Origin of the sequence: Mycobacterium colombiense, from assembly GCF_003284935.1 — a bacterium.
Taxonomy (GTDB): Bacteria; Actinomycetota; Actinomycetes; order Mycobacteriales; family Mycobacteriaceae; genus Mycobacterium; species Mycobacterium arosiense_A.
In genome coordinates this window covers 1-18890 of record NZ_QMEV01000058.1, presented here as the reverse complement: position 1 = coordinate 18890, position 18890 = coordinate 1, and the positions used below count along the sequence as shown (strand labels likewise).

16 protein-coding genes are annotated in these 18890 nt (G+C 68.7%); 3 read left to right on the top strand and 13 right to left on the bottom strand.

The features are described 5' to 3' along the window. Nucleotides 1–65: 65 nt before the first annotated feature. Nucleotides 66–2348: an alpha/beta hydrolase-fold protein gene (locus DQP57_RS20665; protein ID WP_112634560.1), complete on the bottom strand. Its 2283-nt coding sequence runs from the start codon at nucleotides 2346–2348 to the stop codon at nucleotides 66–68. Between the two features lie 36 nt (nucleotides 2349–2384). Next, nucleotides 2385–3512, bottom strand: a complete 1128-nt coding sequence (locus DQP57_RS20660; RefSeq protein ID WP_112634552.1) for a M24 family metallopeptidase — start codon at nucleotides 3510–3512, stop codon at nucleotides 2385–2387. Nucleotides 3513–3572: 60 nt separating this feature from the next. Between DQP57_RS20660 and DQP57_RS20655 the strand changes: the two genes are divergently transcribed. Then, nucleotides 3573–4535: a 5'-3' exonuclease gene (locus tag DQP57_RS20655; RefSeq protein WP_112634551.1), complete on the top strand. Its 963-nt coding sequence runs from the start codon at nucleotides 3573–3575 to the stop codon at nucleotides 4533–4535. A 12-nt stretch (nucleotides 4536–4547) separates the two neighbouring features. Here DQP57_RS20655 and DQP57_RS20650 read toward each other — a convergent pair whose 3' ends face one another. From DQP57_RS20650 to dop, 11 genes are all read right to left on the bottom strand, one after another. Beyond that, on the bottom strand, nucleotides 4548–5315 hold the full coding sequence (locus DQP57_RS20650) for a DUF4333 domain-containing protein (RefSeq protein WP_112634550.1): 768 nt from the start codon (nucleotides 5313–5315) through the stop codon (nucleotides 4548–4550). 80 nt (nucleotides 5316–5395) lie between these two features. Beyond that, complete coding sequence (locus DQP57_RS20645) at nucleotides 5396–8161, bottom strand: DEAD/DEAH box helicase (protein WP_112634549.1); 2766 nt, start codon at nucleotides 8159–8161, stop codon at nucleotides 5396–5398. A 19-nt stretch (nucleotides 8162–8180) separates the two neighbouring features. Then, nucleotides 8181–9137 carry a twin-arginine translocase subunit TatC gene (gene tatC / locus DQP57_RS20640; protein ID WP_112634548.1) on the bottom strand — a complete coding sequence of 319 codons (957 nt, stop codon included), beginning with the start codon at nucleotides 9135–9137 and terminating at the stop codon, nucleotides 8181–8183. 46 nt (nucleotides 9138–9183) lie between these two features. After that, nucleotides 9184–9459, bottom strand: coding sequence for a Sec-independent protein translocase subunit TatA (gene tatA / locus DQP57_RS20635; RefSeq protein ID WP_112634547.1), 276 nt, complete (start codon nucleotides 9457–9459; stop codon nucleotides 9184–9186). Nucleotides 9460–9529: 70 nt separating this feature from the next. Next, nucleotides 9530–10501 (bottom strand): helix-turn-helix transcriptional regulator, encoded by a 972-nt coding sequence (locus DQP57_RS20630; protein WP_112634546.1) that lies wholly within the window; start codon nucleotides 10499–10501, stop codon nucleotides 9530–9532. A gap of 46 nt (nucleotides 10502–10547) precedes the next feature. Next, nucleotides 10548–11588 carry a helix-turn-helix transcriptional regulator gene (locus DQP57_RS20625; RefSeq protein ID WP_112634545.1) on the bottom strand — a complete coding sequence of 347 codons (1041 nt, stop codon included), beginning with the start codon at nucleotides 11586–11588 and terminating at the stop codon, nucleotides 10548–10550. A gap of 75 nt (nucleotides 11589–11663) precedes the next feature. Next, the gene (pafA, locus tag DQP57_RS20620; protein ID WP_112634544.1) at nucleotides 11664–13022 is read right to left on the bottom strand and encodes a Pup--protein ligase; all 1359 of its coding nucleotides are present in this window, start codon (nucleotides 13020–13022) and stop codon (nucleotides 11664–11666) included. 203 nt (nucleotides 13023–13225) lie between these two features. Then, entirely contained in the window at nucleotides 13226–13990 is a 765-nt protein-coding gene (gene prcA / locus DQP57_RS20615) for a proteasome subunit alpha (protein ID WP_112634543.1), read from the bottom strand. Next, nucleotides 13987–14877, bottom strand: a complete 891-nt coding sequence (gene prcB / locus DQP57_RS20610) for a proteasome subunit beta (RefSeq protein WP_112634542.1) — start codon at nucleotides 14875–14877, stop codon at nucleotides 13987–13989. The genes prcA and prcB overlap by 4 nt, the downstream gene beginning before the upstream one ends. Further along, entirely contained in the window at nucleotides 14874–15068 is a 195-nt protein-coding gene (locus tag DQP57_RS20605; RefSeq protein ID WP_066860430.1) for a ubiquitin-like protein Pup, read from the bottom strand. Before DQP57_RS20605 ends, prcB begins: the two co-directional genes overlap by 4 nt. A gap of 117 nt (nucleotides 15069–15185) precedes the next feature. Continuing rightward, nucleotides 15186–16694, bottom strand: coding sequence for a pup deamidase/depupylase (gene dop, locus DQP57_RS20600; RefSeq protein ID WP_066860404.1), 1509 nt, complete (start codon nucleotides 16692–16694; stop codon nucleotides 15186–15188). Between the two features lie 173 nt (nucleotides 16695–16867). Between dop and DQP57_RS20595 the strand changes: the two genes are divergently transcribed. Continuing rightward, nucleotides 16868–18049, top strand: coding sequence for a hypothetical protein (locus DQP57_RS20595; protein ID WP_112634541.1), 1182 nt, complete (start codon nucleotides 16868–16870; stop codon nucleotides 18047–18049). Nucleotides 18050–18059: 10 nt separating this feature from the next. Beyond that, nucleotides 18060–18704: a hypothetical protein gene (locus tag DQP57_RS20590; RefSeq protein WP_112634540.1), complete on the top strand. Its 645-nt coding sequence runs from the start codon at nucleotides 18060–18062 to the stop codon at nucleotides 18702–18704. Nucleotides 18705–18890: the final 186 nt, after the last annotated feature.

Sequence of the window (18890 nt, the reverse complement as noted above, 5' to 3'; positions counted from 1 at the left end):
CCCGTCGCCGCTATTCACCCAGGGATCGAATCGCCAAGCTAGCGACAATCACCTAGCGCCACAATTCACCGATCAACAGCCGCTGCGGTGGTCAACGTGATGCGGTGCCGCCCCGGCGACACTGCGAGCGTCGCCCCGGCCGGCTCACCATCGAGCTTCACGTCGACGCCGGCACCCACGCCACCGAGCGTGATCCGGGCGGCGACATCGGTGGACACCGTGATCGTCGACGTCGGCAACGCCGCCAATCCGGCACGCGCGAGATCGACCCGAAGGCTGGCAACTCCGGTGAGGCGCAACGTGACATACGGCATTGGGCCGACCGGCCGTCCCACCTGCCAATCCAGCTCGCTGTAGACCCCGGGCGTCGGCTCGAAGCCCGGAATGACGCCGCGATGGTGCCGCACGGTGTGCGTGGGGTCCGGGCGCGCGTACGACCGCGCGTCGACCTCGGCGACGGCTCCGCGTCGCGCTGTCACCTCGGGATCGGCGGCCAGCTCCGACAACCACCACACCTGGTGCGGCCCGATACCCAGATCGTCGCGCACCAGTTGCGGATACCAGGCGAACGTGATGTGCCCCGGATCGGCTTGGCGCAGAGCGGTTCCCATATGGGAGATCGGATCCTCGAACTTGTCCTGAAACACCCAGGCGATGTGATCCTCGAGCGGGTAGACGCTGAACCGGTGGCGGTAACCCAGCCGGTCGAGTTCCAACACCTGCTCGGCCGCCGAGGCGAACGGCACCAGTTCGTCGAGCAGCCCATGGGCGATGACGTACGGCAGCCACCGAGCATTCACCACCAGCTTCCAGGTGTCGCCCTCGCGGGCACAGGGCGAGTGCGGGTCAAGGTCGGCGGGAATGTCGACGTGGGGCAGCAGCCGCACCCCGCACGTCGGCGGCCCCGCCAGCACCACGGCTTGCGAGAACACCTGCGGATAGCTCAGTCCCAGCTTGTATGTCGCATACCCGCCCATCGAATAGCCGGAGATCACAGTGCGATTGGGGTCGGTGCCCAGTTGTTCGGCAACACGCGCCCATACTTCCCAGAAGTCGAGTTCGCCGGTGTCGAAGTACCAGGTGGACGGTCCCCGGGCCAACGGCGTGACCACCACCGAGTCCCGGCCCTCGCACACCTGGTGCAGCAGATGCGGGTCGATCGCGGCGAACTGGCTCTGCCCGAGTGACAGCGAGTGCAGCAGCATCGTCAGCGGCAGCGCGCGGCCCGGCGCGTAGCTCGACGGCAGGCTGATCGAATACGGCTGCACCCGACCGAGGAATTGCGGCTTGGTGCTCAAGATGTCGTTGGCGGCCCAACCCTGTTCCAGGCCCTGGCCGAGTTCGACCGACGAGACGTACCACCGGGTGGACGGGCCGGTGATCACCGGCTCGGGCGCGGTCTCGCGGGCCGCCAGCGCAGCCCACGGCACCGTCAGCGCGAACTCGGAGATGTCACCGTGTGTCAGGGCGGCGGCCTGGGCGGCATCCGACCAGAAGTTCAGGTGCACCGGCTCCTGCTCGTTGGTGCGGAAAGCCACGTTGTACACGTTGGGTTGGCCGGGCAGCGCACCATGCAGGGCGGACACGTCGGCGAACCCGTCCCCCGTCGCGTTGGCCAGCCCCGCGGCCAGGCGGACCGTCCAGCTGCCCGCGGGTTCCGCCAGCGACCGCGGGACCTGCGCCACAAACGACCGCGACTGCATGTCGACGCTGTGCGCGACCGGCGTCCTGGCGTGGGTGGTCAGGTCGATCAGCGCGGCGCCGGTGCCCGAGACCAGCAGGGCCGTGTCGATGCCTTTCGCGCGCACGCCGGCTCCGGCGGGCCACTGGTCGTCCGCCGTGCGGGCGGGGTCGGTGTCGAAGATGAACAGCGCGATCGGCACCGCCGCGTCCACCAGGGTGTTCCAGTCGACGCGCCACCAGGTGTGGGTTTCGGTGAGCCCTATGGCCACGCGGAAGATGTCGGCGCCGTTGCCGGCCGCCGGGCCGTCGGGATAGACGTAGGTTCCGCGTGGCGGCGCCTGAATCTTCAGGTCGCCGATCGGCACACCCGTCGCGCCGTGGTCGTCGTAGAGGAAGTCGGTCCAGAACAGGGCCCCACCGGCCAGCCGACCGGCGCCGCAGGTGCGCGGGAACTCCTCGCCGAACGGCCACCCCGCCGGTGCGGGCAGCTTGGGCTCGGGGCGCCGCGCGGCCGGCGGCACACCCTCGGGCATCCCGTCGACCACGATCAGCTCGGCGGGCGGCGCCGGTGCGGGCGCGGGTGCGGGTGCTTTGGGATGCAAGACCGCGTCGGCGACGTGGCGTGCGATGCGAATCGGAAGCAGCGGCAGATCCAGAATTGACATCACGCCCCAACCTACGCGGACCCGGTGACGCGTAGGTCAGGCCACCGGAACCACGATCAGTTCGTGCGGCCGGTTGTTGACGGCCAGCGCACCGTCAGGGGTGACGACGACGATGTCCTCGATGCGAGCGCCCCAACGGCCCGGGAAATAGATGCCCGGCTCGATCGAGAAGGCCATGCCCTCGGCCAGGGGCAGATCGTTTCCGGCGACGATGTAGGGCTCTTCGTGCACCGACAACCCGATGCCGTGCCCGGTGCGGTGCACGAAATACTCGGCGAGCCCTTCGGCGGCCAGCACATCGCGGGCGGCGGCGTCGACCTGCTCGGCCGTCACCCCGGGACGCACCGCGTCAAACGCCGCGCGCTGGGCGCGTTGCAGAACCGAATACTGTTGCGCAACTTCGGGTTCCGGCTCGCCGATGCTATAGGTGCGGGTGGAGTCGGAGTTGTAGCCCGGTTCGTACGCACCGCCGATGTCGACGACGACGACGTCGCCGACCTGCAGTTCGCGATCGGAATACCCGTGGTGCGGGTCGGCGCCGTGCGGCCCGGATCCGACGATGATGAACGCCACCTCCGAATGCCCTTCGGCCACAATGGCATCCGCGATGTCGGCGGCCACGTCAGCCTCGGTGCGGCCCGGGACCAGAAACTGCGGCACCCTGGCATGCACCCGGTCGATGGCCGCGCCGGCCTTGCGAAGAGCGTCGACTTCGCATTCCTCCTTGACCATTCGCAGCGTGCGCAACACGTCGGTGGCCAGCACCGGCAGCACCCCGAGCACACCGGCCAGCGGCAGCAGGTGCAACGCCGGCATGGCATCGGTGACGGCCGTCGCGGCGGGAGCACCGCCCAGCGCGGAGCCCACCAGATCGTAGGGATTGTCGCCGTCGACCCAATCCCGCACCGCCAGGCCGAGTTCGGCGATGGCCGACCCCTTGAGCGAGGCCAGCTCGAGGCGCGGCACCACCACCGTCGGATCGCCCGAGGCGGGCAACACCAGCGCGGTGAACCGCTCAAGAGTTTGTGCGCGCGACCCGAGCAGGTAGCGCAGGTCATACCCCGGTGTGATCACCAGCCCGGCCATACCGGCGTCGGCGGCCGCCGCGGCGGCGGTCACCAGCCGGCGTTCGTACACTGCTGCGTCGAAGCGCTCAGACTCCATGGCAGCCAGGCTAATGCTCGATCGCGCGTCGCCGCGCGGCGACGTGAGACCATAACCGGCATGCCCGCCCGATCGCCGCTGGTGCTGCTCGACGGCGCCAGTATGTGGTTCCGCTCGTATTTCGGGGTGCCGTCCTCGATCACCGCGCCCGACGGCCGGCCCGTCAACGCCGTTCGGGGATTCATCGACTCCATGGCCGTCGTGATCACCCAGCAGCGGCCCGCCCGGCTGGCCGTTTGCCTGGACCTCGATTGGCGTCCCCAGTTCCGGGTGGACCTGGTCCCGTCCTACAAGGCCCACCGCGTGGCGGTGGAGGATCCAGACGACGAGCCGGACGTCGAGGCGGTCCCCGACGACCTGACGCCCCAGATCGACATGATCGCCGAACTCCTTGACGCGTACGGGATTCCGACGGCCGGCGCGCAGGGCTACGAGGCCGACGACGTGCTGGGCACCCTGGCCGCGCGGGAACGCGAGGGCCCGGTGGTGGTGGTCAGCGGCGACCGCGACCTGCTGCAGGTGGTGTCGGACGATCCCGTCCCGGTGCGCGTCCTCTACCTCGGCCGCGGGCTGAGCAAAGCCACGTTGTTCGGGCCCGCCGAGGTGGCCGAACACTATGGCGTCCCGGTGGATCGCGCCGGCCCCGCCTACGCCGAACTCGCGCTGCTGCGCGGCGATCCGTCCGACGGCCTGCCCGGGGTGCCGGGTGTCGGGGAGAAGACCGCGGCGACGCTGCTGGCCCAGCACGGTTCGCTGGATCAGATCCTGGCCGCCGCCCACGACCCGAAGTCGAAGATGGCCAAGGGCATCCGCACGAAACTGCTGGGGGCGCTCGATTACATCGAGGCGGCCGGCAAGGTGGTGCGGGTGGCCACCGACGCGCCGGTCACGTTCTCGACGGCCAGCGACGAATTACCGTTGGTCGCCGCCCATCCGCGGCGCACCGCGGAACTGGCGACGGAGCTGGGTGTCGGCTCGTCGATCGGCCGTCTGCAGAAAGCGCTGGACGCCCTGCCGAGCTGACCGACGCGGCGGCTACTGCGGCCGGCCGACCTCGTAGGTGCCCTTGTTGTCCTGGAAGGTCACCGTCACGTGCTTGGGCGCGCCGTCGATGCTGACGTCGCACTCGAATGTGGCGCCCTTCTTGACGGTGGGGTTCTGGCCGTGGTTGCACTTGACGTTCTGGACGTTCTTCGCGCCGTAGCCGTTGGTTTCGTCGCTGAGGACCTGCTGGACCCCGGCCTGGGCCTTGTTGACGTCCAGCTTGGTGGTGACGAAGAACCCGGGTTGCCAGAAGCCCAGCACCAAAATGACCGCGATCAGCAGGAACGCGATCGCGCCCCCCACGCCGGCGATGAGGCCGACGGGCCGCTTCTTCGCGGGCTGCTGCTCATAACCGGGGTACTGCTGCGGGTATTGGCCCGGCTGGCCGTACTGGCCGGGCTGGGGGTACTGACCCGGCTGGCCATACTGCCCCGGCTGCGGATATTGGCCGGGCTGGCCATACTGCCCCGGCTGGGCGTACTGCCCGGGCTGGCCGTACTGGCCGGGCTGACCGTAGGGCCCGGGTTGCGCGTAGCCCGGCTGCTGCTGGGGGTACTGCTGCGGGTACGCCTGTTCGGCCGGCTGCTGGTACTGCGGGTATTCGGCGGGCGGGGTGTAGGCCGGGGCCTGCCACGACGTCTCCTGGTTCGACTGCTCCTGCCAGGTGGGTGCCACCTGAGTCGGCTCTGACGAGTGATCGCTACCTTGACCTTGGCCGGGCGGCTGCCACTGCTGGTCCGATCCCTGCGGTCCGCTCATCTTTCTCCCTCAGCCCTTGTCTCTTTGGCGTGGTCTCTTTGGCGTGAACTATCGCCGCTTAACGGTAGCTCCGGCCTAGCCTACCCGGCGTCAACTGCGACGACGCCGCGCCGAATGTCGTTGATAGCCCGCTTGGCGGTGGCCCGTAACTCGGGGTCCGGGGCGGCGTTGCGCACCTGGTCCAGCAGGTCGAGCGCCTGGCGGCACCAGCGCACGAAATCGCCCGCCAGCAGGGGTGATCCGGTGCCGGCCGGGTCGGCGGCCGCCAGCGCCGCCGCCAGGTCACCGGTGCGTGCCCAGCGGTAGATGACGTTGACGAAGCCGTCGTCGGGCTCGCGACTCGGCGCGATCCGGTGGGTTTGCTCGTCGGCGCGCAGCGCCATCGACAGCCGCGACGTCTGCTGCAGCGCCTGCCGCAACGGCTGCGTGGGCGCGTCGGCCGCAAACCCCGCCCCCGGCCCCTCGCCGCCCCGGGTTTCGTACAGCACCGACGACACCACCGCCGCGAGTTCGGCGGGCTTCAGCCCCGACCACGCGCCGGTGCGCAGGCATTCGGCCACGAGCAAGTCGCTTTCGCTGTAGATGCGCGCCAGCAGCCGGCCGTCGTCGGTGACGCGCGGATCGCCGTCGCGGCCTTCGATGAAGCCGCGCTCGGTGAGCAGCCCGACGATCCGGTCGAAGGTCCGGGCCAGCGAATTAGTCGCCGCCGCAACCTTTTTCTCCAACTGCGCATTGTCGCGTTCGATCCGCAGATAGCGCTCGGCCTGCCTGACCTGTTCCTCCAGCCCGGGCGCGTTGTGCGAGGGGTGGCGGCGCAGCGCCTCACGCAGCGACGCCAGCTCGGGGTCATGGAAAGCACCGTATTCGCCGTCGGAGTCTCCCCGCCCGTCGCGGCGCCGGGCCGGAATGGTCAGCCCGGCGGCGGCCGATCGCAGCGCCGACGCCAGGTCGCGCCGGACGCGCGGCTGGCGGTGTTCGACCCGCTTGGGCAGCGGCATGGAACCGACCGGCGCCGACACACCCGAATAGTCGGCCGAGGAAATCCTTCCCGCCCAACGGTTTTCGGTGAGGACCAAGGGTCGCGGGTCGGTGCTGTCGCGCGCGGATTCCAGCACGACGGCCAGGCCACCGCGCCGCCCCTGGGTGATGTTGATGATGTCGCCGCGGCGCAGCGCGGCCAGCGCATCGCTGGCGGCCTGCCGTCGTTGCAGCCGGGACGCGCGCGACTGCGCGCGCTCCATCTCGCTGATGCGTGCGCGCATCCGGGCGTATTCGAGGATCGGGGCCTTGGGTCCGCCGATCTCGGCGGCGATCTCGTCGAGCATCGCGGTACCGCGCTCGATGCCGCGGACCAGCCCGACCACCGAGCGGTCGGCCTGATATTGCGCAAACGACTGCTCCAGCAACCGGTGCGCCTGCTCGGGACCCATCTGCTGGACCAGGTTGATGGTCATGTTGTACGACGGGGCGAACGAGCTGCGCAGCGGGAAGGTGCGGGTGGAGGCCAGCCCGGCCACCGCGGAGGGCTCGGTGGTCTCCTCGGTGGGATTCCACAACACCACCGCATGGCCCTCGACGTCGATGCCGCGTCGCCCGGCGCGGCCGGTGAGCTGGGTGTACTCCCCCGGCGTCAGCGGCATGTGCTGCTCGCCGTTGAATTTCACCAGTCGTTCGAGCACCACCGTGCGGGCGGGCATGTTGATCCCGAGCGCCAACGTCTCGGTGGCGAACACCGCCCTGACCAATCCGGCGGTGAACAGCTCTTCGACCGTGTGCCGGAAGACGGGCAGCATGCCCGCGTGGTGGGCCGCAAGCCCGCGCAGCAGCCCCTCGCGCCACTCGTAGTAGCCGAGCACGCCAAGGTCGGCGTCCGCGAGGTCGCCGCACCGGTGCTCGATCACCTCGGCGATCTGGGCGCGCTCCTCCTGGGTGGTCAGCTGCAGGGGCGAGCGCAGGCATTGCTGGACGGCGGCGTCACAGCCGGCGCGGGAGAACACGAACGTGATCGCGGGCAACAGCCCTTCGGAGTCCAGGGTGGCGATCACGTCCGGCCGCGACGGCGTCCGGTAGAAGCGGGGACGCGACGGCCGTCCCGAGCCCCGGCGGCGCGGCTGCCAGTCGGTCAAGCGGTCCGCCTCGCGACGGTGCGAAATGTGGCGCAGCAGTTCGGGATTGACGCGGGGTTGACGATCCGCGGCGGGTTTCTCGTTCTCGTAGTCGAACAGATCCAGCAGGCGCTTGCCCACCAACACGTGCTGCCACAGCGGCACCGGCCGGTGCTCGTCGACCACGACCGTCGTATCGCCACGCACGGTCTGGATCCAGCCGCCGAATTCCTCGGCGTTGCTCACCGTCGCCGAGAGGCTGACCACCCGCACCTCGTCGGGCAGGTGCAGGATCACCTCCTCCCACACCGGCCCCCGCATCCGGTCGGCGAGGAAATGCACCTCGTCCATCACCACATACGAAAGCCCATGCAGCGCAGGCGAATCGGCGTAGAGCATGTTCCGCAGCACTTCGGTGGTCATGACGACCACGGGCGCGTCGGCGTTCACCGACATGTCCCCGGTGAGCAGGCCGATGCGGTCGCGGCCGTAGCGCGCCGTGAGGTCGGTGTGCTTCTGGTTGCTCAGCGCTTTCAGTGGCGTGGTGTAGAAGCATTTGCCGCCGGACGCCAGCGCCAGGTGCACGGCGAATTCGCCGACCACCGTCTTGCCCGCGCCGGTCGGCGCGCAGACCAGCACGCCGTGGCCCCGTTCGAGCGCCGCGCACGCCCGCTGCTGAAAACCGTCGAGCGCGAAGGGCAGTTCGGCGGTGAACCGGGTGAGCTCCACCAGCTCCGCCACCTCGTGGGGCGGCGACGGGTCAGGTGACATCGTCGTGTTGCCCGGCGGACAGCGACGGCTCCGGTATCGCGGTGGGCGGTTCGATCACCGATGCTTCGTCGTCGGGAATCACGGCCTGGGCTTCACGCTTGGCCTTCCGTCTGTCGTGCAGCCGAGCGATCTGAATGGCGAACTCCAACAGCACCGACAGCGCCAACCCGAGCGCGGTCATCGAAAACGGGTCGGATCCGGGCGTGAAGACAGCCGCGAACGCGAACATCGCGAAGATCAGCCCGCGACGCCACGCCTTGAGCCGCTCATAGGTCAGCATGCCGATGGTGTTGAGCATGACGATGAGCAGCGGAAATTCGAAGCTGACGCCGAAGACCACCAGCAGGTTGATCAGGAACCCGAAATAGCGGTCGCCCGACAGCGCCGTCACCTGGACATCGCTGCCGACGGTCAGCAAAAAGCCCAGCGCCTTGGCCAGTACGAAGTAGGCCAGCACCGCGCCGACGACGAACAGCACCACGGCGGGGATCACGAACGCGATCGCGAAGCGGCGCTCCTTCTGATAGAGCCCGGGCGTGATGAACGCCCACAGCTGGTAGAACCACACCGGGCAGGCCAGCACCACTCCCGCCGTCAGCCCGACCTTGAGCCGCAGCATGAACTGGTCGAACGGCGCGGTGGCCAGCAGCCGGCATTGGCCGTTAGGGCTGATCTCGGCGCGCGCCGACTGCGGCAGCGAACAGTAGGGGTGGCGCAACCACTCGCCGAGGCTTTCCAGCCCGAAGATCGGATGCGAGTACCACACGAAGCCGAAGATCGTGGTCAGCAGGATCGCGGCCAGAGAGATCAGCAACCGGGTGCGCAGCTCGGTGAGGTGATCGACCAGCGACATGGTCGCATCCGGATTGGTTCGGCTGCGCCGGTTACGCGGGTTGAGGCGCCTCAGCAGGCCGGACGTGCGCGCTGAAACCTTGAAGACTTTCACGATGCTCGGTCAGTGGCGCTCGGGCAGCGCGCGACGATGGTGGCGGCTATGCCGGACGTGCTTCGCTGTGCCCCTGCTCGCTGGGCGCCGGGGTGTCGACCCGCTGCGACTGCACCGGCTGCGGGGCGGCCGGCGGGGTCGCCGGGGTTTCCAGGGATGGCGCGTCCGCCTTGTTCTCGGTCTGCATTTCGCGGAGTTCGGACTTGAAGATCCGCATCGACTTGCCCAACGAACGCGCCGCATCGGGGAGCTTCTTGGCACCGAACAGCAAGATCACCACGACCGCGAGGATCGCCCAGTGCCACGGACTAAGACTGCCCACTTTGATTACCTCCAGACGTTCACCCGATGCTACCGCAGCGGAGCCGACGGCCGGTGGCTCCGCGCCGGGCTCAGGCGGTAACAGCCTGGTACGACTCCAGCGCCGCCGCCGCGGCATCCCGTACACGCTGCGCCAGCGACTGGGGTTCAACGACCTGCACGGCCGCGCCGAATCCGAGCACCAGCCGCGTCATCCAATCCTCGGAGGCATACGTCATCACCGCCTCGCAGGATCCGTCCGGCAGCTCGCGTACGTCGCGCATCGGGTAGTACTCGAACACCCAGGAGGCGGCGGGTGCCACCCGCAGCCTGGCCGACGGCAGCGCCGGGTCGCCGTCGAACAGCGAGGTGTCCGGCGGGGCGTGCAGGGCCGGCTCGGGCGGCGCGGCCGGCTCGTCGAGCTCGCTGGCGTCCACGATCCGGTCGAAGCGAAACAGCCGAACGCCTTCGGCCTCGCGCGACCAGGCCTCCAGGTAGCTGCGGCCGCCGATGAGCAGCACCCGGATGGGGTCGACGACCCGGCTGGTCAGGGTGTCGTGGGAGGCGGAGTAGTAGTCGATGGCCAGCGCGTGCTTGGACTGCACGGCCGCGCGCACCGCGGCGGCGGCCCGGCTTTCCACCGGCGCGGGCTCGTCGACGGCCGTCGCCGCGGGCGCGGCGTCGTTCCCACGGGCTCCGGCGGCGCCCTCGATCTTGGCGATGGCGCTGCGCGCGGCCTCCGGGTCGACGACGCCGGGAATGTCGGCCAGCGCCCGCAGCGCGACCAGCAGCCCGGTGGCCTCCGGCGAGGTGAGCTTGAGCGGGCGGTCGATTCCCGCGGAGAAGGTCACCTCGATGGTGTCCCCGGAGAACTCGAAATCGATGAGGTCACCCGGGAAGTAGCCGGGCAGCCCGCACATCCACAGCTGGTTGAGGTCGTCCTCGAGCTGCTTGGCCGACACCCCGAGATCGGCGGCCGCCTTGGCCCGGGTGACCCGGGGATTGGCCTGGAAATACGGCACCATGTTCAACAGCCGGATCAGCCGGGTGGAGATCGCTGTCATCGGCGCCACTTCTCCTCGCTGCGCTCTGCATCGTCGCTGGCGCGTGTCATGCGGACACTCCCCCGCGGCTGGGCGGTTGCCCCGCGCCGACGGCATCCCCGCCCGCGTGCGCGCGCAGCCGGGACACCACGTCGTCGCGCAGCGACTGCGGTTCCAGCACCAGGGCGTCGGCCCCATAGCCGGCGATGTCACGGGCCAGCTGGTCGGCGAAGGAGATGTCGAGTTCGATCACCTGACCGTCGCGACCGCCCACCCGGCGGGTGTCGACGGGTCTGCCGGCGCGCCGCAGCGCGGTGGCCCGCCCGTCGGCCACCCACACCCGGGCCTGCCCGACGGTCGGCGTCGCCGACACTTCGGTGACGGTCTGTGCCACGATCTTGCGCAAGTCAACGTCTTTCGGGACGGTGATGGTGCCGGGCGGCCCGATCGGCGTGACGTCCGGGCCGATCCGGGAGAGCCGGAAGGTGCGGGTCGCGTCGCGGTCGCGGTCGTGGCCCACCAGATACCAGCGGCCCTTCTCCGTGACCACGCCCCAGGGCTCGACGGTGCGGGTGGCGTATGGCTCGGCCCGCGAGGGTCGGTGCTGAAACTGCACGGCCTGCCGGGAGTCGATGGCGGACAACAGGATTCCGAGAACGTCTTCCGACCCGCGCAGGCCCGGCACCCCGGGCGGCGACGCGATGGCGACCGGCGCGTCTGGATCGACGTCGACGCCGGCGGCGCGCAGCTTGAGCAGCGCGCCCTGGGTGGCGGTGATGAGTTCGGGCGACTCCCACAGCTGCGTCGCGACGGCGACCGCGGCCGCCTCGTCGGGGGTCAGATCGACCGGCGCGAGCGCGTAGGCGTCGCGGTTGATGCGGTACCCCTCGGTGGGGTCCCAGGCCGACGCGCGGCCGACCTCGAGCGGGATGCCGAGGTCGCGCAGCTCGTTCTTGTCCCGCTCGAACATGCGCGAGAACGCCTCGGCGCTGGCGCTGTCCGAATAACCCGCCACGCTCGACCTGATTTTCTCCGCCGAGATGTAGCCGCGGGTGGACAGCAGGGCAATGACCAGATTCACCAGCCGTTCGACTTTTGACGTCGCCATTGGCTCCAGGTTATTCGATGGACGTCGTTCGGCGCTTCCACCGGCCGTCCGCGTCGCGCCAGCGCGTCGGACCGGCTACATGCTCGCGATCAGGCGCTTGACCCGCTCGTCGACCGCCCGGAACGGGTCTTTGCACAGCACGGTGCGCTGCGCCTGGTCGTTGAGCTTGAGGTGCACCCAGTCGACGGTGAAGTCACGGCCGGCGGCCTGGGCGGCGCTGATGAACTCGCCGCGCAGCCGCGCCCGGGTGGTCTGCGGCGGGTTGTCGACGGCCTCGGCGATGTCCTCGTCGGTGGTGACGCGGGCGGCGAGGCCCTTGCGCTGCAGCAGGTCGAAGACGCCGCGGCCGCGCTTGATGTCGTGGTAGGCCAGGTCCAGCTGGGCGATCTTGGGGTCGGACAGCTCCATGTCGTAGCGGTCCTGGTAGCGCTGGAAGAGCTTGCGCTTGATCACCCAGTCGATCTCTGTGTCCACTTTGGCGAAGTCCTGGCTTTCGACCGCATCGAGCTGGCGGCCCCACAGGTCGACGATCTGCTCGATCTGCGCGTTGGGTTCGCGGGTCTGCAGGTGCTCGACGGCGCGGCTGTAGTACTCGCGCTGGATGTCCAGCGCGCTGGCCTGACGCCCGCCAGCCAGCCGCACGGGCCGACGGCCGGTGATGTCGTGGCTGACCTCGCGGATGGCGCGGATGGGATTGTCCAGCGAGAAGTCCCGGAACGGGACGCCGGCTTCGATCATCTCGAGCACCAGCGCGGCCGTGCCCACCTTGAGCATGGTGGTGGTCTCGCACATGTTGGAGTCGCCGACGATCACGTGCAACCGCCGGTATTTCTCGGCGTCGGCGTGCGGCTCGTCGCGGGTGTTGATGATCGGCCGGCTGCGCGTGGTGGCCGAGGAGACGCCCTCCCAAATGTGCTCGGCGCGTTGGGAAAGGCAGAACGTCGCGGCCTTGGGGGTCTGCAGCACCTTGCCGGCGCCGCAGATCAACTGGCGGGTGACCAGGAACGGCAACAGCACGTCGGAGATCCGGGAGAACTCGCCGGCCCGCACGATCAAATAGTTCTCGTGGCACCCGTAGGAGTTGCCCGCCGAATCGGTGTTGTTCTTGAACAGGTAGATGTCGCCGCCGATGCCCTCGTCGGCCAGCCGCTGTTCGGCGTCGACGAGGAGGTCTTCCAGCACCCATTCCCCCGCGCGGTCGTGGGTGACCAGCTGCACCAGGCTGTCGCACTCGGCGGTGGCGTACTCGGGATGGCTGCCCACGTCGAGGTAGAGGCGGGCGCCGTTGCGCAAAAACACGTTGGAGCTGCGGCCCCAGGACACGACGCGGCGGAACAGATAGCGGGCCACCTCGTCCGGGCTGAGTCGCCGGTGCCCGTGGAATGTGCAGGTGACCCCGAACTCGGTCTCGATGCCCATGATTCGTCGCTGCACGTAATCGAGCGTACTGGTTGTCCGACCGCGACGGTGAGCAAGCCGCGCGTATGAATCCGACGAAAGTTATTCCGCGGCCTCCGAGGGGGTCGAGCCGGGCGACCGCCCGCCCTCCTCGACGTCCGCGGCTACCTGCTGCTCACCTGCACCTAGGGCCCCACCAGCCCCATTGGCACCGATGGCCGGCTGCCTTAGCGCTGTGGCTAGTCCGCGGTCTCCCCGTCAGAGTCCTCGCCGTCGCCCGCCGAGCCGTCGGAATCCAGCCCCCGCAGCAAATTTTCCAGGCTGGCGCGGTTGATCCGCCGGAATGCCCGTCGCGGCCGGTTGACGTCCAAGATGGCGACTTCCAGGCTGCCGACGTCCAGGGCGGACTGGTCGCCATTCGAGGCTTCGCTGCCGGCCCGCAGGGCCTTGACGGCGATGCGGGTGGCCTCACGCAGATCGGCGTTCTCGGCGTAAGAGTCCTTGAGCGCCGTGGTGATCGGTTCGGTGGTGCCGCCCATCACCACGAAATGCGGCTCGTCGGCGATCGATCCGTCATAGGTAATCCGGTACAGCTCAGGCGGTTTGCTTTCGCCGTAATGCGCGACCTCGGCCACACACAATTCCACCTCATAGGGCTTGGCCTGCTCGGTGAAGATGGTGCCCAGCGTCTGCGCGTAGACGTTGGCCAGCTGGCGGCCCGTGACGTCGCGGCGGTCGTAGGCGTATCCGCGGGTGTCGGCGAATTGGATCCCACCGCGGCGCAAGTTGTCGAACTCGTTGAACTTGCCGGCGGCCGCGAAGCCGACGCGGTCGTAGAGTTCGCTGATCTTCTGCAGCGAGCGCGACGGGTTCTCCGCCACGAAGAGCACACCGCCGGCGTAGGCCAGCGCGACAACGCTCTTACCCCGGGCGATGCCCTTGCGCGCAAGCTCGCTGCGCTCGCGCATCGCCTGCTCAGGCGAGATGAAATACGGGAAGCTCACTTCTCACCACCATCGGGGCCGAAAGTGTCGGCGCGCGAACGACTTTGGATCACTTCGCGGGCCAATTCGGCGATGCGGCTCTCCGGCACCTCGAGCGCCCCCTCGGCAGCGATGGTGACCGCGGTCGGGTAGATGCCACGCACCAAATCCGGTCCGCCGGTGGCGGAATCGTCGTCGGCCGCGTCGTAGAGCGCCTCGATGGCGACGCGTACCGCGCTGTCGGCGTCGGTGACCTGCGAGTACAACTTCTTCATCGACGACTTGGCGAAAATCGAGCCCGACCCCACCGACTGGTAGCCCTCCTCTTCCAGGTTCCAGCCGCCGGCCGCGTCGAAAGACACGATGCGGCCGGCACCTTCGGGGTCGGGCGCATCGATGTCGTAGCCCACCAGCAGCGGCAAGGCGATCAGGCCCTGCATCGCGGCGGCCAGGTTCCCCCGCACCATGATGGCCAGCCGGTTCACCTTGCCGGCGAACGTGAGCGGCACGCCCTCGAGTTTCTCGTAGTGCTCGAGTTCCACCGCGTACAGGCGGGCGAACTCCACCGCGATCGCCGCGGTGCCGGCGATGCCGGTGGCCGTGTAATCGTCGGTGATGTACACCTTTTTGACGTCGCGCCCGGCGATCATGTTGCCCTGCGTCGAACGCCGATCGCCGGCGAGCACCACGCCGCCGGGGTATTTCAGGGCGACGATGGTGGTGCCGTGCGGCAGCTGCCCCGTCGCGGCGTCCGAGTGGGTGCCCGACAGGCTCGCCGGCAGTAACTCCGGGGCCTGACGACGCAGCAGATCAGCAAACGACGATAGGTCTATAGCGGGGCTTCTTGGGTGTGCGTAGCCCGGAAGTGCGGAATTGGTGGACAGGCGATCAGAGAAAGGCCAGGTCACTGTCCGCCCTTTTGGACATACGCGCGAACGAAGTCCTCAGCGTTCTCCTCGAGGACGTCGTCGATCTCGTCCAGCAGATCGTCGGTGTCCTCGGCTAGCTTTTCCCGGCGTTCTTGGCCCGCGGCGGTGCTGCCGGCGACATCGTCTTCGTCGTCGCCACCACCGCCACGCTTGGTCTGCTCCTGAGCCATCGCCGCCTCCTGCGTTGTCTGGGCCTAAGAATGGCATGTTCACCGATCAAGCCACACTGCCCGTTGGTCTTTCCTAGCCTACCGGTCGACCCCGACGTTCCCGGGGTTAACCGGCACCTAGCTGGTGAGTTGTTCGACCAGTTGGGCGGCGCTGTCCACCGAGTCCAGCAGCGCCCCGACGTGGGCTTTGCTGCCGCGCAGCGGCTCTAACGTCGGGATGCGGACCAGCGAATCACCACCCAGGTCGAAAATCACCGAGTCCCAGCTGGCCGCGGCGATGTCGGCGCCGAACCTGCGCAGGCACTCACCGCGGAAGTAGGCGCGGGTGTCCGTCGGCGGTTTGTCCACCGCTTCGAGCACCTGGTGCTCGGTCACCAAGCGCTTCATCGAGCCCCGCGCGACGAGCCGGTTGTAGAGCCCCTTGTCCAGCCGGACGTCGGAATATTGCAGGTCCACCAGGTGCAGCCGCGGCGCCGACCAACTCAGGTTTTCGCGCTGCCGGAACCCTTCGAGCAGGCGCAGTTTGGCCGGCCAGTCGAGTATTTCGGCGCATTCCATCGGGTCGCGCTCGAGTTGGTCGAGCACGTGCGCCCACGTTTCGACGACGTCGGAGGCGCGCGGATCGGGATCGCGGCTGTCGACCAGCTTGGCCACCCGGTCGAGGTAAACCCGTTGCAGCGCAAGGCCGGTCAGCTCGCGGCCGTCGGCCAGCGCCACAACGGCGCGCAGCGACGGGTCGCGGCTGATCGCGTGGACCGCATGCACCGGCCGCGCCAGCGCCAGATCGCTCAGGTCGATGCCGTGCGCCGGGCCTTCCTCGATCAGGTCCAGCACCAGCGCCGTGGTGCCCAGCTTCAGGTAGGTCGACGTCTCGGCGAGGTTCGCGTCGCCGATGATGACGTGCAGCCGCCGGTACCGATCGGCGTCGGCGTGCGGCTCGTCCCGGGTGTTGATGATGCCGCGCTTGAGCGTGGTTTCCAGGCCGACCTCGACCTCGATGTAGTCCGAGCGCTGGGACAGCTGGAACCCGGGCTCGTCACCGGAGGGGCCGATGCCGACCCGGCCCGAGCCGGTAACCACCTGCCGGGAGACCAGAAACGGGGTCAGCCCGGCGATGATGGCCGAAAACGGCGTCTGCCGCGACATCAGATAGTTCTCGTGCGACCCGTAGGACGCGCCCTTGCCATCGACGTTGTTCTTGTAAAGCTGCAGTTTGGCGGCCCCGGGGACGCTGGCGACGTGGCGGGCGGCGGCCTCCATCACGCGCTCGCCGGCCTTGTCCCAGATCACCGCGTCCAGCGGGTCGGTGCACTCGGGGGCGGAGTACTCGGGGTGCGCGTGGTCGACGTAGAGCCGGGCGCCGTTGGTCAGGATCATGTTGGCCGCGCCGACCTCGTCGGCGTCGACGACCGGGGGTGGGCCGGCCGAACGGCTCAGATCGAAACCGCGGGCATCCCGCAACGGCGATTCCACCTCGTAGTCCCAGCGGGTGCGCTTGGCGCGCTGAATGCCCGCCGCGGCCGCATAAGCCAAAACCGCCTGCGTCGACGTGAGGATCGGATTGGCTGTCGGGTCCGATGGCGATGAAATGCCGTATTCGACCTCCGTCCCGATAATCCGTTGCATGACCTAAGCGTAGGCCGGGCGACGAAGTGGCCCGTGCGGCGGGGCGCGCGGCGGCCGGCCGATCCAATCCGGCCGGCCGACGTCCCGACCCCACCGACGTCCGCAAACTGCCGGTCCGGCAACCCTTTCGATTAGGCCACCGCGAGTGACCGCCGGCCGTAGGGTGACCCGGCATGGAGCTTCTTCGCGGCCGCGCTCCGGGCCGCCGAGCCGAGCCGGGCGCTGCGGCCGAAAGCTGGTTTTTACAGCGCGGTTTGCCGTTCGTCCTCACTCGGCGCGCACGGTGGCGGCGGCTCTGGGCACGCTCGTCACCCATGCTTGCGGCGTACGCGGCGCTGCAAGCCTGCATCCTGGGGCTCTATCTGATCACCGGCGGCCACGACGTCGAGATCCGCGGTGAACCGACGACCTCGGAGTTGGCCATCCTGGTTCTCCTCGCGCTGGCCCTGCCGCTGATGGCCGTCGTCGGCTGGTTGGTCGCCAGGTCGCGACACCGCAAGACGCGCACCGCGATAGCGGCGTTGTCCATCCTGGCTGTGGCATGCGTCGGGGTCATCGTGGGCGACGTCGTGCAGGAGGCCGTCGTCGTAGCCGCCGTGCTGATCCTGACCGGCAGCGGGATCGGGTCGGTCCTGGGCTGGGCGGTGCGCATGATGCTGTCGCACCTTGCGACGGTGGGCGCCTTGGCCGTTCGGGCCTTGCCGGTGGTGCTGCTGACCGCGCTGGTGTTCTTCAACACCTACGTCTGGCTGATGGCCGCGACCATCAGCGGCAATCGGCTGGCGCTGGCCATGGCGTTCCTGGTCTCTATCGCGGCGGCGTTCGTCACCTCGGCCACCCGGGAGCGCGTCAGGCCGATGGTGCAATCGGCGACGGTGCCGCCCGACGAACCCGAAAAGCTCGCGGGCACACCGTTTGCCACGATGCCTGACGGCTCCGATTGGGCGCCGCTGAAGAAGTCGGAGCGCCTCAATGTGGTGTTTGTCCTGGCCGTCTCCCAGCTGGCACAGATCATGGTGGTGGCGGTGGTGACCATCGCGATCTATCTGATCCTGGGGCTCATCGTGCTCAGCCCCGAACTGCTCAACGAGTGGACCCACACCTACAAGAGCAGCGCGACGGTGCTCGGGTTCACGCTGCCCGTGCCCGACTCGCTGATCCACATGACGCTGTTCCTGGGCGCGTTGACCTTCATGTACATCAGCGCCCGAGCGGCCGGCGACGCGGAATACCGCTCCGAGTTCCTCGACCCGCTGATTGACGACCTGCAGACCACTTTGGTGGCGCGCAACCGCTATCAAGGCGCCGCCGGGCTCGCCGTCCGTCGTGTTGACGGCACCGGTACCAGTGATTAATTTCACCGGAATGTCCGCCCCCGAATCCGGCCGCGCCGTCGGTAAGCACGCACTCGACCTGTCCGGGAAGCGCTACGGCGAGGTACTCCTGGTGACGCCGGGCGAGGCGGGCCCGCAGGCAACGGTGTACAACAGCTTCCCGCTGAACGACTGCCCGCAGGAGCTTTGGTCGGCGCTGGACGCGCACGCCATCGCCACCGAACACGGCGCGGCCGCAGCCCTGCTCAACGGTCCCCGCTACTGGCTGATGAACGCCATCGAAAAGCAAGACCGGGGACCGCAGATCACGAAGTCCTTTGGCGGGATCAAGATGATCCAGCAGGCCACCGTCCTGCTGTCGTCGATGAACCCGGCGCCCTACGTTCCCAACACGGTCAATCGGCACACGGTGTTCGTCTTCAACGCCGGCCAGCAGGTGTTCGAACTCATCGACCCGCAGAGCCAGCACTGGGTCATGCAGACCTGGAGCCAGGTCGCCGACGCCACGTTGTCGCGGGCCGACCTACCGGGCCTTGCCGACCGGCTCGACCTGCCGGCCGGGTGGTCCTATCAACCGCGCGTGCTCACCGACGAGCTGCGGGTGGACACCACGCACCGACCCGCACAGGTGCTGCAGGACAACCTGACCAACAGCTACTCACTGGTGACCGACTGAGCTCGAGACCCACCACACCGAGACTTAAACCACGGCGCCGTTTTGCGGCTTGAGTCCAAGGGATGGATGCAACACCTTTCCCGTAGGAGTGTTGCATGCAAGGCTCACTGCCACCGTCGCGTTCGTTAGTACGTGAGTTTTGGGTTCTGGTCGCCAAGGGTGTTCCGGCCAGTGAAGCCGGTATCC

Excerpts from the sequence above, each read along its gene's own strand:
- DQP57_RS20665 (WP_112634560.1), bottom strand. The coding sequence starts at position 2,348 with ATGTCAATTCTGGATCTGCCGCTGCTTCCGATTCGCATCGCACGCCAC.
- DQP57_RS20660 (WP_112634552.1), bottom strand. The coding sequence starts at position 3,512 with ATGGAGTCTGAGCGCTTCGACGCAGCAGTGTACGAACGCCGGCTGGTG.
- DQP57_RS20655 (WP_112634551.1), top strand. The coding sequence starts at position 3,573 with ATGCCCGCCCGATCGCCGCTGGTGCTGCTCGACGGCGCCAGTATGTGG.
- DQP57_RS20650 (WP_112634550.1), bottom strand. The coding sequence starts at position 5,315 with ATGAGCGGACCGCAGGGATCGGACCAGCAGTGGCAGCCGCCCGGCCAA.
- DQP57_RS20630 (WP_112634546.1), bottom strand. The coding sequence starts at position 10,501 with ATGACAGCGATCTCCACCCGGCTGATCCGGCTGTTGAACATGGTGCCG.
- DQP57_RS20625 (WP_112634545.1), bottom strand. The coding sequence starts at position 11,588 with ATGGCGACGTCAAAAGTCGAACGGCTGGTGAATCTGGTCATTGCCCTG.
- DQP57_RS20605 (WP_066860430.1), bottom strand. The coding sequence starts at position 15,068 with ATGGCTCAGGAGCAGACCAAGCGTGGCGGTGGTGGCGACGACGAAGAC.
- dop (WP_066860404.1), bottom strand. The coding sequence starts at position 16,694 with ATGCAACGGATTATCGGGACGGAGGTCGAATACGGCATTTCATCGCCA.
- DQP57_RS20595 (WP_112634541.1), top strand. The coding sequence starts at position 16,868 with ATGGAGCTTCTTCGCGGCCGCGCTCCGGGCCGCCGAGCCGAGCCGGGC.
- DQP57_RS20590 (WP_112634540.1), top strand. The coding sequence starts at position 18,060 with ATGTCCGCCCCCGAATCCGGCCGCGCCGTCGGTAAGCACGCACTCGAC.